Here is a 13540-nt window from a genome sequence, read left to right as displayed (position 1 = left end):
CGCCGTAGCGCGGGGCTAACTATACCCATCCTTTCGCCTGCGCGAGACGCACGGCCGTGTGACGGTTCTCGGCGCCGAGCTTCGCGGCGGCCGAGGAGAGGTAGTTCCGGACCGTTCCGGGGGAGAGCGAAGCGCGCCTGGCGATCTCCGTGACGGGCGCGCCGTCGGCCGAGAACTCCAGGACCTCGGCCTCCCGGGCGGTCAGCGGCGAGTCCCCGGCGGCGATGGCGTCGGAGGCCAACTCCGGGTCCACGTAACGGTTTCCGGCGTGGACGGTACGGATGATCTCGGCGAGGCGCTGGGCGCTGACGGTCTTCGGTACGAAGCCGCGGACGCCGGCGGAGAGGGCCCGCTTGAGGTGCCCGGGGCGGCCGTGACCGGTCACGATCATGGTCCGGCAGGAGGGCAGTTCGTCGCGGATCGATGTGGCGACCGTCACACCGTCGGCGCCCGGCATCTGGAGATCGAGGACGGCGACGTCGGGCCGGTGGGCGAGGGCCATGGCGAGCGCCTCGGGCCCGGTCGCGGCCTCGGCGACGACGACGAGGTCGTCCTCCAGGCCGAGCAGGGCGGCGACGGCGCCCCGGATCAGGTGCTCGTCGTCGGCGAGCAGGACCCGCACGCGTACGGGTTCGGATACGGGCTCGGTCATCGCTCTCCCTCGGTACGGGTGCCGGTACTGGCTTCGGTACGGGTCTCGGTACGGGCCTCCGGCACCCGGCGGCCCTCCTGGTGGGCCAGCGGGATCCGGGCGGACACCCGGAACGTACCGCCGCCGCCGGGTCCGGCCTCCAGCTCTCCGCCGACGGCCGCGATCCGCTCCCGCAGCCCGGCGAGCCCGGACCCGGGCCGTGCGGCCCCCGCGCCCGTCCGTTCCGCCCCGTCGTTCTCCACGGTCAGCACCACGGCGCCCTCCTCCTCCCGTACGGCGATGGCGCACCGCCGCGCGTCCCCGTGCCGCAGCACGTTCGTCGTCGCCTCCCGGACGACCCAGCCGAGCGCGGCCTGGACGTCGTCGGGCAGTCCGGGCCCGTCGGCGGCGACCTCGCACGCGATCCCGGCCGCGTCGAGCACGCCCCTGGCGCCCTCCAGCTCCACCCGCAGGTCGGCCTCGCGGTAGCCCCGTACGACGTCCCGGAGTTCGCGCTGGGACTCGCGGGCGATCCGCTGCACCTCGGTCATCTGGTCGACGGCCTCGGGGCGTTCGCGCCGGGCGAGCTGGACGGCGAGCTCGCTCTTGAGCGCGATCACCGACAGGTTCCGCCCGAGGATGTCGTGCAGGTCCCGGCCGAACCGCAGCCGTTCCTCGGCGACCGCGAGGCGGGCCTTGAGGTCGCGGGAGCGCTCCAGCTCCCAGACGATCTTCATCAGCCAGGCGGAGAAGCCACAGGCGAAGGCGAGGCCGTAGCCGCCGAGGACGGTGCCGACGGCGGAGCCGAGGGCCTCGGCCGGGTGGAGTCCCAGCGCGGCGCCGGCGCCGCCGGTCGCGAGTGCGGCGGCCGGGACGAGGTACAGGACGCGTCGGGGGCGGCGGACGCAGAGCACGAGTCCGCCGAGGGAGAAGACGACCATGCCGGTCACGACGGCGACGGCGGTCGCGGCGTCCGCGAGCACCCCGGTGGCCCGCAGGGTGAGCAGGGCCAGCGCGCCGCCCGCCGTGACGGCGACCTCGGCGGTGATGAGCCGGACCGGCCGGTCGCGCCGGTCGAGGACCCAGTCCAGGGCCCGCGAGGACAGCGCGGCGGTCAGCACGGCGTGCGCGCAGACCAGCAGGGTGACGGCGGCGGCGACGGGCGTGGCCACCGCCTCGTCCCGGGCGCTGGAGAAGGGCACGAGCCCGATGGAGGCGATTTCGAGCACCGCGAAGAAGTGGAAGCTCCACCGTGTGTAGAGCTCCACCTTGGCCGCGTTCCCGCGCCGGCTCCACCACCCCGTCAGCCTGGACACGCGCCCGGCCCCCCTCTCGACTACCTGCGCGGTTCCCAGCGGAACCACTTGCGGACAGCAAACACGGTGAGGACAGCCCAGGCCAGCGTGGTGAGCACGGCGGTCACCAGGTCCTTCGTGTCACCGACGCCGAGCCATCCGGCCCGGACGAGCTCCATGACGCCGCTGAGCGGCAGCAGTTGGGCGAGGCTCGCGAGGGTGTCGGGGAGGAGGTCGCGGGGGACCATCAGCCCGGAGCCCATGGCGGAGACCAGGAAGAACGGCAGGGTGGTGAGGCCCGCGCTCTCGACGTTCCGGGTGATGGCGGTGGTCACGGCGGCGAGGCCGGCGAGCAGCGGGACGGCGGCGAGCAGCCCGAGGAGGAGCAGGTCGGGGCGGTCCGGCGCGGGGGCGTCGAGGGCGAGGACGCCGCCGACGGTCAGGGCGGCGCACTGGAAGAGGGCGATGGCGGCGGAGGGGAGCGCGGCGCCGCCGAGGATCTCCAGGTCGGTGGCCTCGCCGGTGCGCAGCCGCTTGAGGACGAGTTCCTCGCGGCGGGCGACGAGGGCGGAGACGAGGCCCATGTAGACGACGAGGACGAGGACCAGGCCGGTGCCGCCGACGAGGGTGGCGGCGGCCATGCCGCCGGGCAGTTCCTCGGTGCCCATCTGTCCGAGCGTGGACCGCAGGGTGAGGATCATCAGGAGCGGCAGGAGCAGGACGATGAACAGGTTGTTCTTGTTCCGTCCGAGGAGGGTGAGTTCGGCTCGCCCGAGGGCGAGGATCCGGGTGCGTGCCAGGGCGGGGGAGCTCATCGGACCTCGGCCTCCTGCTGGTCGGTGCGGGACGCGGCGCCGGACGCGGTCCCGGTGTCGGACGCGATCTCCAGGAAGGCTTCTTCCAGGGAGGCGGAACGGGCGTCGAGCCCTTCGAGCCGTACGCCGTGTTCCCTTGCCCAGCCGAGGAGTTCCCCGAGGTCGTCCTGGAGGGCGTGGGTACGGATCTCCACGCGTCCGCCGTCCTCGGCGGCGGCCCGCAGGCTCAGCGGGAGGCGCGCGGCGGGGACGTCGGCGGGGAGGGTGAAGCGGATGCGGGCGGGCCGGGCGGCGGTGACCTCGGCGGGGGTGCCGGAGAGGACGATCCGCCCCGCGTGCATGATCGCGAGCCGGTCGGCGAGGGACTCGGCCTCCTCCAGGTAGTGCGTGGTGAGGAGGACCGTGGTGCCGCCGTCGCGGAGCCGCCGCACGAGTTCCCAGGTGTCGCGGCGGCCCTCCGCGTCGAGGCCGGTGGTCGGTTCGTCGAGGAAGAGGACCTCGGGCCGGCCGAGGAGGGCGAGCGCGAGGTCGAGGCGCCGTCGTTCGCCGCCGGAGAGCTGCTTGATGCGTACGCGCTCCCGCCCGGTGAGCCCGGTCTCGGCGAGGGCCTCGGCGGCCGGCCGGGCGTTGCTGGTGCAGCCGGCCCACATCCGTACGGTTTCGGCCACCGTGAGATCGCTGGGGAAGCCGCCTTCCTGGAGCATCACGCCGATGCGGGGGCGGACGGCGGCCCGCTCGCGGTACGGGTCGTGGCCGAGGACCCGGGCGGTGCCGGCGCTGGGGGCGGCGAGGCCTTCGAGGAGTTCGACGGTGGAGGTCTTGCCCGCGCCGTTGGTGCCGAGGAGGGCGAAGATCTCCCCGCGGCGGACGGTGAAGGAGAGGCCGCGGACGGCCTCGAACCCTCCGGAGTAGGAGCGGCGCAGGTCCTCCGCCTCGATCGCGTTGGTCATGTGACCAGGCTCCCGTCGGCGGGGGCCGTCAGGCAGTGCGCGCTGTCATCACCGCGACTGACAAATGTCATGCCGCAGGCGAAGGCCGGACACGACGAAGGCCGGACACGACGAAGGCCCCGGTTCAGAGAACCAGGGCCTTCGACTTCCTGAGCGGACGACGAGATTCGAACTCGCGACCCTCACCTTGGCAAGGTGATGCTCTACCAACTGAGCCACGTCCGCATGCCTCCGACCGGCTTTCACCGGGCGGTGCGAGCACCACTCTACCTGATGCACCGGAGTGCTTGGTAATGCGATGCAGAGCGGGTGACAGGAATTGCACACTGCGCCTTCCCCCTGGAAGGGGGATGTTCTGCTACTGAACTACACCCGCACGCTGCGTGAGGTTCGGCTTTGCGGCCTTGCCCCTCGGCGTGATCCAAACTCTAGCGGATCATCGGGGGTGGAACGCAAATCCGCTCCCGGACCCGCTGTCGGACCCGCTGTCGGGCCCGGTCCCGGACCCCGCCCCCCGGCCTCTCCCCGGAGCCGCTCAGCTCGCGGCTCGGAAGGCCTCGTACACCCGCTTCGGGATGCGGCCGCGGGCCGGCACGTCCATCTTGTTGGACTGCGCCCAGGCGCGGACCGCCGCCGGGTCGGGGGCGAGGGAGGTGTGCGTGAAGGTCGCGACGGAGGGGCGCTTCGTGGCGCCTGTCACGTTTCCGGACCCGGACGACTGCTTGCGGCCGGCGGCGAGGTAGGGCGCGAGACTCTTGCGGAGTTTCTCGGCATTGGCAGCATTCAGGTCGATCTCGTATGTCTTGCCGTCGAGGCCGAAGGCGACCGTTTCAGCTGCTTCTCCACCGTCGATGTCGTCGGAGAGAGTGACTACCACGCGCTGAGCCACGGATATCGGTCCTTTCCTGCGGCCGCCGGGGTCGCGAGGTGCTTGTGGCACCTCTGACGTGCGGCGATGCCGGACGGTCGGCTGTGCCGAAGCAATACTGTTGTGCTCTGGATTCCTTTGTACAGCGGCAAGCGTCGCATTGTGAAGCCCCGGCAATTGTTTCAGCGTGTCCCGCCGGATTGAGGGCCGCAATATTTCGCTGGAATTTTGCGCGCGAACGTGCTCGTGCGATGCGGGGTGCGTTCGTGGTCCGTTCGCGGACGGTTCATGGAGCTTTGGTGATCTCTTTGGAGGATCCTTCAGATCTCTACCCGCGTAGAATTTAGAGGGAGGTACGCTGAGCAGACCGCCCACGCAACACACCACCGGGAGTGCCAGTGGCACGCGTCGTAGTCGACGTCATGCTCAAGCCGGAGATTCTGGACCCTCAGGGGCAGGCGGTGCAGCGTGCACTGCCCCGCCTGGGATTCGCCGGAATCGCCGACGTCCGTCAGGGGAAGCGCTTCGAGCTGGAGGTGGAGGGACCGGTCGACGACGCCGCCCTCGCCCGCATCCATGAGATGGCCGAAACCTTCCTTGCCAACACCGTGATCGAAGACTTCGTCGTGAAGGTGGAGTCGTGACCGCACGCATCGGCGTCGTCACGTTCCCCGGAACGCTCGACGACCAGGACGCGCTGCGTGCCGCCCGCCTGGCGGGCGCCGAGCCCGTCTCGCTCTGGCACCGCGACAAGGACCTCAAGCAGGTCGACGCCGTGGTCCTGGCCGGCGGCTTCTCCTACGGCGACTACCTGCGGGCCGGAGCCATCTCCCGCTTCTCGCCGGTGATGGAGACGATCATCGAGCAGGCGAAGGCGGGCATGCCCGTCCTCGGCATCTGCAACGGCTTCCAGATCCTCACCGAGGCCCACCTGCTGCCGGGCGCGATGCTGCGCAACAACCACCTCCACTTCATCTGCCGCGACCAGAAGCTGCGGGTGGAGAACGCGGAGACCGCCTGGACCTCGGACTACGTCCAGGGCCAGGAGATCGAGGTCCCGCTCAAGAACATGGACGGCCGGTACGTCGCCGACGAGCGCACGCTCGACGAGCTGGAGGCCGAGGGGCGGGTGGCCTTCCGCTACCTCGACGTCAACCCCAACGGCTCGCTCCGCGACATCGCCGGAATCACCAACGCCGCGGGCAACGTGGTCGGCCTCATGCCGCACCCGGAGCACGCCGTCGAGCCGCTGATCGGCACCGGCAAGACGGACGGCCTCGGTTTCTTCACCTCGATCCTCAAGAAGCTGGTCAACGCCTGATGAGCCTCGACACCGTCAAGCACGCGAGCGAGACGCCGGACAGCGAGCAGCCCTGGAAGGAGCTCGGCCTCAAGGAGGACGAGTACGCGCGCATCCGCGAGATCCTCGGCCGCCGTCCCACCGGCGCCGAGCTCGCCATGTACTCCGTCATGTGGTCCGAGCACTGCTCCTACAAGAGCAGCAAGGTCCACCTGAAGCAGTTCGGCGAGAAGACCCCCGCCAACGACGCCATGCTCGTCGGCATCGGTGAGAACGCGGGCGTCGTCGACGTCGGCCAGGGGTACGCGGTCACCTTCAAGGTCGAGTCGCACAACCACCCCTCGTACATCGAGCCCTACCAGGGCGCGGCCACGGGCGTCGGCGGCATCGTCCGCGACATCCTCGCCATGGGTGCCCGCCCGGTCGCGGTCGTCGACCCGCTGCGCTTCGGCGCGGCCGACCACCCCGACACCAAGCGCGTGCTGCCCGGTGTCGTCGCCGGCATCGGCGGCTACGGCAACTGCCTCGGCCTGCCGAACATCGGCGGCGAGGTCGTCTTCGACTCCTGCTACCAGGGCAACCCCCTGGTCAACGCCGGCTGCATCGGCGTCATGAAGCACGAGGACATCCACCTCGCCAAGGCCTCCGGCCCCGGCAACAAGGTCATCCTGTACGGCGCCCGCACGGGCGGCGACGGCATCGGCGGCGTCTCGGTCCTCGCGTCCGAGACCTTCGACGACACCAAGCCGGCCAAGCGCCCCGCCGTCCAGGTCGGCGACCCCTTCCAGGAGAAGCTCCTCATCGAGTGCACCCTGGAGATCTTCAAGGAGAAGCTCGTCGCGGGCATCCAGGACCTCGGCGGCGCCGGGCTCTCCTGCGCCACGTCCGAGCTGGCCTCCGCGGGCTCCGGCGGCATGCGGGTCGACCTGGAGAAGGTCCACCTGCGCGACGCCACGCTCTCGCCCGAGGAAATCCTCATGAGCGAGTCGCAGGAGCGCATGTGCGCGATCGTCGAGCCGCAGCACGTGGACCGCTTCCTGGAGATCTGCGAGAAGTGGGACGTCATCGCGGTCGTCATCGGTGAGGTCACCGAGGGCGAGCGGCTGGAGATCTTCTGGCACGGCGAGCAGATCGTCGACGTGCCGCCGCGCTCCGTCGCTCACGAGGGCCCGACGTACCACCGGCCGTACGCCCGTCCGGAGTGGCAGGACGCGCTCCAGGCCGACGACGCCGGCAAGCTGCCCCGTCCGCAGGACGGCGCCGAGCTCAAGGACCAGGTCCTCAGGCTCGTCTCCTCGCCGAACCAGGCCTCCAAGTCCTGGATCACGGACCAGTACGACCGGTTCGTGCAGGGCAACACGGTCCTGGCGCAGCCCGAGGACGCCGGCATGGTCCGCATCGACGAGGAGACCAACCTCGGCGTGGCCATGGCGACCGACGGCAACGGCCGGTACGCGAAGCTCGACCCGTACACGGGTGCGCAGCTCGCGCTCGCGGAGGCGTACCGCAACGTCGCCGCCTCCGGTGCCAAGCCGCTCGCGATCTCCGACTGCCTGAACTTCGGTTCGCCCGAGGACCCGGCCGTGATGTGGCAGTTCGCCGAGGCCACCCGCGGTCTCGCGGACGGCTGCTTCCAGCTGGGCACGCCGGTCACCGGCGGCAACGTCTCGCTCTACAACCAGACGGGCGAGACCGCGATCCACCCGACGCCGGTCGTGGCCGTGCTCGGTGTGATCGACGACGTGAACCGCCGTACGCCGATCGCCTTCGCGGAAGAGGGCCAGCTCCTCTACCTGCTCGGCGACACGCGCGAGGAGTTCGGCGGCTCGGCGTGGTCCGAGGTGATCCACCAGCACCTCGGCGGCATGCCGCCGGCCGTGGACCTCGACCGCGAGAAGCTGCTCGGCGAGATCCTCATCTCGGCCTCCCGCGACGGCATGATCGACGCGGCGCACGACCTGTCCGACGGCGGTCTCGTGCAGGCGGTCGTCGAGTCCTGCCTGCGCGGCGGGAACGGCGCGCGCCTGGTCGTCCCCGAGGGCCTGGACGCCTTCACCTTCCTCTTCAGCGAGTCGGCGGGCCGTGCGGTCGTCGCCGTCCCGCGCAGCGAGGAGCTCCGCTTCACCGACATGTGCGGTGCGCGGGGTCTGCCGGCGACCCGGATCGGTGTCGTCGACGGCGACGCCGTGGACGTGCAGGGCGAGTTCGCGCTCTCGCTCGCGGAGCTCCGCGAGGCCCACGAGGCCACGATCCCGGCCCTGCTGGCCTGATCGCTCGTACGGAAGAGCCCCCGCCCTCGATCGGGCGGGGGCTCTTCCGCGTGCTCAGTCGTCCAGGGAGAGGAAGGCGTCCGCCTCCTCGATGTCCTCGACGCACTCGTCGATGTCGGTGGCCTTGCCGCCCATGAGGGTGAAGAAGAGGCCGCCTCTCATCGAGATGCCCCGGTCGCCGTGGTCGGCGTGCCACTTGTGGGTGGTGAGGACGTGCCCGCGTCCGTCGACGTAGATGCCCTCGACCTCGATGCGCATGGTGCCGCCGGTGTACGCGAAGATCTCTCCGTAGTGGGCGAGGATGTTGTCGCGGCCCTTGAAGTGGCCGCCGAACCGGGTGCTGCCGGGCGAGTGGTGGGTGCAGTCGCTGGTCATGAGGTCGCTCAGCGCCTGCATGTCGCCCTGTTCGAACGCTTCGTAGCCCCGCCGCACCAAGGCGGCGTCGGGGTGCTCGTGGTGGGTCATGGTCCCGTCACAGCCTCTCGCGGAAAAGGGGACCTCCTCTTTCCAGTCTCGGCGCTAGCCTCGGGCCATGCCACCCGCCAAGAAGCGCCCCCGCAGGTACGACCCCGCCAAGACCAGGGCCGCCGTGCTGGCCCAGTTCCGGCATGTACGGGACGCGGCCGCCGCGCTGCCGTCCGAGGCGCTCGACGGGCCGACGCGGCTCGGCGACTGGACCGTACGGGAGCTGCTCGCGCACCTGACGATGGTGCTGGGCTCCCTCTCGCAGCGCCTCGCGGAGGCGGAGCCCGTACGGCGTGAACTCGCCCTCGCCGACTGGCCGCTCGCGACCGCGAAGGGTGCGGCCGGCATCGACGAGGACACCCGGGCGATCGCCACGGACGACCTGCCGGCCCTGTTCGACCGGACGCTCGCGGTCTTCGAGGAGCGGCTCGCGTCGGCCTCCGACGAGCGGCTCGTGACGACGCGCTTCGGGGCGATGTCCCTGGGCGACTTCCTCGTGACCCGGACGGTCGAGCTGGTCGTCCACACCGACGACCTGAACGCGGCGACCGGCGCGGACGTCCCGTTCGACCGGCAGGCGCTCGCGGCCTGCACCCGGCTCCTCGCGGACGCCCTGGCGTCGAAGGCCCCCGGCGGCGCGGTGGAGGTGCGGATCCCGCCGTACGCGGTCGTGCAGTGCGTGGAGGGTCCCCGGCACACCCGGGGCACCCCGCCCAACGTCGTCGAGACGGACCCGCTGACCTGGATCAGGCTGGCGACGGGCCGGACGGCGTGGGCGGCGGAGCGCGCGGCGGCCCGGGTGAGCGCGAGCGGCGAGCGGGCCGATCTGACGGACTTCCTGCCCGTCATGGGGTAGCCCGCGGAACCGTACGGCGGCCTGCTCCGTCCCACCTCCATGCCGAAGCCACGCGCCGCACTCGCCGCCCTGGTCCCGCTCGCCCTCCTCCTCGCCGCCTGCGGGACCGAGTCGGGCTCCGGCGCGGCTCCCGCGGGGACCCTCGATCCCGGGCTGTCCGTGGCGGGGACGCACTGGACGGTCGACGCCGTGACGGTCGACGGCCGCAGGTCCACCGCCCCGGCGGGCGGGGGCGCGGGCGTCGCGTTCGGGGAGGACGGGAAGGCGCGGGGGAACACGGGCTGCAACCGCTTCGGCGCCACGGTCGCCGTCGACGGCGACACCCTCACCGTGACCCGGGAGGAGATCACGGCGATCGGCTGCTCCGGCGACCGGCAGCGCTTCGAGGAGGCCTTCGTGGCCGCCTTCTCGGGCCCCCTGAAGGGCACGGTCAAGGGGGAGCGGCTCACGCTCGTCTCCGCCGACGGCACCAAGGGCCTCGATCTGACCGCCGAGCCCGACGCGCCCCTGCGCGGCACCACCTGGAAGATCGACTCCCTCGTCTCGGGGGACACGGCCTCCTCGCTGCCGGAGGGCAGCGGTGCGAAGGCGAAGTTCACGATCGGCGAGGACGGCCGGGTCTCCGGCAACCTCGGCTGCAACAACTTCTCCGCCGCCGCCCGCGTCGACGGCACCACCCTGACGATCGACGGCCCGGCGGCGACCACCCGCATGATCTGCACGCCGCCGCAGATGGAGCTGGAGACGCGGCTGTACGAGCTCCTCGACGGCCCGCTGACCTATCGGCTGAACCACCGAACGCTGACCCTCACCGACGGCTCCGGCGCGGGCCTCGGGGCCGGGGCGGAGGGGTAGCGGGAGTCGAAAGAAGGTGCACTCCGTCACATCGCGGGGGGCGCCGACAGCTGGTACGAGCGTCCGCTCACAGGGGGTCGGGGGCCGGGAACCCTTCCGGCGCCTGCCTCGTGGGCCCCTCCAAGGCCGAGTTGATCATTTCGTGTGATCCCACGAGCCCGGCCACCTCCGCTTTTCCTCAATTCGGACCAGTGGTCGAGCCCGTCTACACTCGGAAACGTGCCACGCGGAGACGGTCGACTCAATCACGACTTGCTCCCCGGAGAGAAAGGCCCCCAGGACGCTTGTGGCGTCTTCGGTGTCTGGGCTCCGGGTGAAGAGGTCGCAAAGCTCACGTACTTCGGGCTCTACGCCCTCCAGCATCGGGGTCAGGAATCCGCGGGAATCGCGGTGAGCAACGGCTCCCAGATCCTCGTCTTCAAGGACATGGGACTTGTCTCCCAGGTCTTCGACGAGACTTCTCTCGGTTCCCTCCAAGGTCATATCGCGGTCGGTCACGCCCGCTACTCGACCACCGGGGCTTCCGTGTGGGAGAACGCGCAGCCGACGTTCAGGGCGACCGCCCACGGCTCGATCGCGCTCGGCCACAACGGCAACCTGGTGAACACGGCGCAGCTCGCCGAGATGGTCGCCGACCTTCCCAAGAAGGAAGGCCGCTCCACCCGGGTGGCCGCGACCAACGACACCGACCTGCTCACCGCGCTCCTCGCGGCCCAGGTCGACGAGGACGGCGAGCCGCTCACCATCGAGCAGGCCGCCGCGAAGGTCCTCCCCGACGTCCGGGGCGCCTTCTCCCTCGTCTTCATGGACGAGCACACGCTCTACGCGGCCCGTGACCCGCAGGGCATCCGCCCGCTGGTCCTCGGTCGGCTCGAGCGCGGCTGGGTCGTCGCATCCGAGTCCGCCGCCCTCGACATCTGCGGCGCCAGCTACGTCCGCGAGGTCGAGCCGGGCGAGATGATCGCGATCGACGAGAACGGCATCCGTACCTCGCGATTCGCGGAAGCGAAGCCCAAGGGCTGTGTCTTCGAGTACGTCTACCTGGCGCGTCCCGACACGGACATCGCCGGCCGGAACGTGTACCTCTCCCGCGTGGAGATGGGCCGTCGCCTGGCCAAGGAGGCGCCCGTCGAGGCCGACCTGGTGATAGCGACGCCGGAGTCCGGCACCCCGGCCGCCATCGGCTACGCCGAGGCCTCGGGCATCCCCTTCGGCGCGGGCCTGGTGAAGAACGCCTACGTGGGCCGCACCTTCATCCAGCCCTCCCAGACCATTCGCCAGCTGGGCATCCGGCTGAAGCTGAACCCCCTCAAGGAAGTCATCAAGGGCAAGCGCCTGGTGGTCGTCGACGACTCGATCGTCCGCGGCAACACCCAGCGCGCGCTGGTCCGGATGCTCCGCGAGGCCGGCGCGGCCGAGATCCACATCCGGATCTCCTCGCCGCCGGTCAAGTGGCCCTGCTTCTTCGGCATCGACTTCGCGACCCGCGCGGAGCTGATCGCCAACGGCATGTCGATCGAGGAGATCGGCACGTCGCTCGGTGCGGACTCGCTCTCGTACATCTCCCTGGAGGGGATGATCGAGGCGACCACCATCCAGAAGCCGAACCTCTGCCGTGCCTGCTTCGACGGCGAGTACCCGATGGAGCTCCCGGACCCCGAGCTCCTCGGCAAGCAGCTCCTGGAGACCGAGCTGGCCGCCGGCCCCGCCGCCACGGCGGCCGCCGACGCGCTCCGTCGCCCGTAACGACACGAAAGTTCTCACCCCCATGTCTGAGACCACCGGTGCCAGCTACGCGAGCGCGGGCGTCGACATCGAAGCGGGCGACCGCGCCGTCGAGCTCATGAAGGAGTGGGTGAAGAAGACGCAGCGCCCCGAGGTCCTCGGCGGCCTCGGCGGTTTCGCCGGCCTCTTCGACGCCTCCGCCCTCAAGCGCTACGAGCGTCCGCTCCTCGCCTCCGCGACCGACGGCGTCGGCACGAAGGTCGACATCGCCCGCCAGATGGGCGTGTACGACACGATCGGCCACGACCTGGTCGCGATGGTCATGGACGACATCGTCGTCTGCGGCGCCGAGCCGCTCTTCATGACCGACTACATCTGCGTCGGCAAGGTCCACCCCGAGCGGGTGGCCGCCATCGTCAAGGGCATCGCCGAGGGCTGCGTCCTCGCCGGCTGCGCCCTCGTCGGCGGCGAGACGGCGGAGCACCCGGGCCTCCTCGGCCCGGACGACTTCGACGTCGCCGGTGCCGGCACGGGTGTCGTGGAGTACGACCGGCTGCTCGGCGCGGATCGCATCCGTACGGGGGACGCGGTCATCGCCATGGCCTCCTCGGGTCTTCACTCCAACGGGTACTCGCTCGTCCGGCACGTGGTCTTCGACCGCGCCGGCATGACCCTCGACCAGCAGGTCGAGGAGCTCGGCCGGACGCTCGGCGAGGAGCTCCTGGAGCCCACCAAGATCTACTCGCTCGACTGCCTGGCCCTCACCCGGACCACGGACGTCCACGCGTACAGCCACATCACGGGCGGCGGCCTCGCGGCCAACCTGGCCCGGGTGATCCCGGACGGCCTGCACGCCACGGTCGACCGTTCCACCTGGACCCCGGGCGCGATCTTCGACCTGGTCGGCAAGGCCGGTCAGGTGGAGCGCCTGGAGCTGGAGAAGACGCTGAACATGGGCGTCGGCATGATGGCCGTCGTCCCGGCGGAGTCCGTGGACGCGGCGCTGACGACCCTCGCGGACCGCGGGGTCGAGGCCTGGGTCGCGGGCGAGATCACCGAGCGCGGCGACCACGCCACCGGCGCGGAGCTCGTCGGCGACTACGCGAAGTAAGAGGTACGCCGAACGGCCCCGTACCCCCTCGCCGGGGGTGCGGGGCCGTTCGCGTACGTACAGGTGGCCTCAGGGGGCCGTACGGGCCGGGACAGCACAGAAACCCGGCCGGGTGGCCCGGACCGGGTTTCGGTGATTCAGAAGGTCAAGCGCGACGTGACGACGCCGGACCGGACTCGTCGTCCTCGTCCTCGTCGTCGTCGTTGTAGAGATCCGCGTACTGCGCGTACGGGTCGTCTTCCTCGTCGTCGTCCTCGAACGGCTCGCCATTCGGCGGCTGGTTCGAAGTCGAAGCGCCCAGCTCATTGGCCAGACGCGACAGGTCAGTCCCGCCGCTGCTGTACTTCAGCTGGCGGGCGACCTTGGTCTGCTTGGCCTTTGCCCGGCCGCGCCCCATGG

At 71.0% G+C, this 13540-nt stretch carries 14 protein-coding genes and 2 tRNA genes; 7 read left to right on the top strand and 9 right to left on the bottom strand.

From position 1 onward, the window contains the following. Window positions 1–19: 19 nt before the first annotated feature. The 7 genes from AB0G79_RS00205 to AB0G79_RS00175 form a co-directional block, all read right to left on the bottom strand. Complete coding sequence (locus tag AB0G79_RS00205; protein WP_360797895.1) at window positions 20–652, bottom strand: response regulator transcription factor; 633 nt, start codon at window positions 650–652, stop codon at window positions 20–22. Further along, a complete protein-coding gene (locus AB0G79_RS00200; protein WP_360797893.1) occupies window positions 649–1947 on the bottom strand; it encodes a histidine kinase in 1299 nt (432 codons plus the stop codon). Before AB0G79_RS00200 ends, AB0G79_RS00205 begins: the two co-directional genes overlap by 4 nt. Before the next feature lie 20 nt (window positions 1948–1967). After that, a complete protein-coding gene (locus AB0G79_RS00195) occupies window positions 1968–2741 on the bottom strand; it encodes an ABC transporter permease (RefSeq protein WP_360797891.1) in 774 nt (257 codons plus the stop codon). Beyond that, window positions 2738–3691, bottom strand: coding sequence for an ABC transporter ATP-binding protein (locus tag AB0G79_RS00190; protein ID WP_360797889.1), 954 nt, complete (start codon window positions 3689–3691; stop codon window positions 2738–2740). Before AB0G79_RS00190 ends, AB0G79_RS00195 begins: the two co-directional genes overlap by 4 nt. 152 nt (window positions 3692–3843) lie before the next feature. After that, window positions 3844–3916, bottom strand: a tRNA-Gly gene (locus tag AB0G79_RS00185). A 79-nt stretch (window positions 3917–3995) separates the two neighbouring features. Further along, window positions 3996–4067 (bottom strand) — tRNA-Gly (locus tag AB0G79_RS00180). Window positions 4068–4226: 159 nt separating this feature from the next. Then, window positions 4227–4580, bottom strand: a complete 354-nt coding sequence (locus tag AB0G79_RS00175; RefSeq protein ID WP_360797887.1) for an Lsr2 family protein — start codon at window positions 4578–4580, stop codon at window positions 4227–4229. Window positions 4581–4957: 377 nt separating this feature from the next. Here AB0G79_RS00175 and purS point away from each other — a divergent pair, with 377 nt between their 5' ends. Genes purS through purL form a run of 3 tightly spaced genes read left to right on the top strand, consistent with a single transcriptional unit; the run spans window position 4958 to window position 8129 of the window. Next, window positions 4958–5203, top strand: coding sequence for a phosphoribosylformylglycinamidine synthase subunit PurS (purS, locus tag AB0G79_RS00170; protein WP_015035032.1), 246 nt, complete (start codon window positions 4958–4960; stop codon window positions 5201–5203). Next, window positions 5200–5880: a phosphoribosylformylglycinamidine synthase subunit PurQ gene (purQ, locus tag AB0G79_RS00165; RefSeq protein WP_360797885.1), complete on the top strand. Its 681-nt coding sequence runs from the start codon at window positions 5200–5202 to the stop codon at window positions 5878–5880. Before purS ends, purQ begins: the two co-directional genes overlap by 4 nt. After that, window positions 5880–8129 carry a phosphoribosylformylglycinamidine synthase subunit PurL gene (gene purL / locus AB0G79_RS00160; protein ID WP_360797883.1) on the top strand — a complete coding sequence of 750 codons (2250 nt, stop codon included), beginning with the start codon at window positions 5880–5882 and terminating at the stop codon, window positions 8127–8129. Before purQ ends, purL begins: the two co-directional genes overlap by 1 nt. A 54-nt stretch (window positions 8130–8183) precedes the next feature. Here purL and AB0G79_RS00155 read toward each other — a convergent pair whose 3' ends face one another. Next, complete coding sequence (locus AB0G79_RS00155; RefSeq protein ID WP_360797881.1) at window positions 8184–8594, bottom strand: nuclear transport factor 2 family protein; 411 nt, start codon at window positions 8592–8594, stop codon at window positions 8184–8186. A 67-nt stretch (window positions 8595–8661) separates the two neighbouring features. Here AB0G79_RS00155 and AB0G79_RS00150 point away from each other — a divergent pair, with 67 nt between their 5' ends. The 4 genes from AB0G79_RS00150 (at window position 8662) to purM (ending at window position 13141) form a co-directional block, all read left to right on the top strand. Then, complete coding sequence (locus tag AB0G79_RS00150; protein ID WP_360797879.1) at window positions 8662–9450, top strand: sterol carrier family protein; 789 nt, start codon at window positions 8662–8664, stop codon at window positions 9448–9450. Window positions 9451–9489: 39 nt separating this feature from the next. Continuing rightward, window positions 9490–10305, top strand: a complete 816-nt coding sequence (locus tag AB0G79_RS00145) for an META domain-containing protein (RefSeq protein WP_360797877.1) — start codon at window positions 9490–9492, stop codon at window positions 10303–10305. 219 nt (window positions 10306–10524) lie between these two features. Continuing rightward, window positions 10525–12051, top strand: a complete 1527-nt coding sequence (purF, locus tag AB0G79_RS00140; protein WP_360797875.1) for an amidophosphoribosyltransferase — start codon at window positions 10525–10527, stop codon at window positions 12049–12051. A 22-nt stretch (window positions 12052–12073) separates the two neighbouring features. Beyond that, the gene (gene purM / locus AB0G79_RS00135; RefSeq protein WP_360797873.1) at window positions 12074–13141 is read left to right on the top strand and encodes a phosphoribosylformylglycinamidine cyclo-ligase; all 1068 of its coding nucleotides are present in this window, start codon (window positions 12074–12076) and stop codon (window positions 13139–13141) included. Between the two features lie 145 nt (window positions 13142–13286). Here the strand turns inward: purM and AB0G79_RS00130 are convergent, their stop codons facing one another. Next, window positions 13287–13538 (bottom strand): DUF3073 domain-containing protein, encoded by a 252-nt coding sequence (locus AB0G79_RS00130; RefSeq protein ID WP_360797871.1) that lies wholly within the window; start codon window positions 13536–13538, stop codon window positions 13287–13289. Between the last annotated feature and the right edge of the window lie 2 nt (window positions 13539–13540).

It is taken from the genome of Streptomyces sp. NPDC020807 (genome assembly GCF_040641575.1).
In the GTDB taxonomy this organism is placed as follows: domain Bacteria; phylum Actinomycetota; class Actinomycetes; order Streptomycetales; family Streptomycetaceae; genus Streptomyces.
This window is presented reverse-complemented; position numbering and strand designations above follow the sequence as displayed.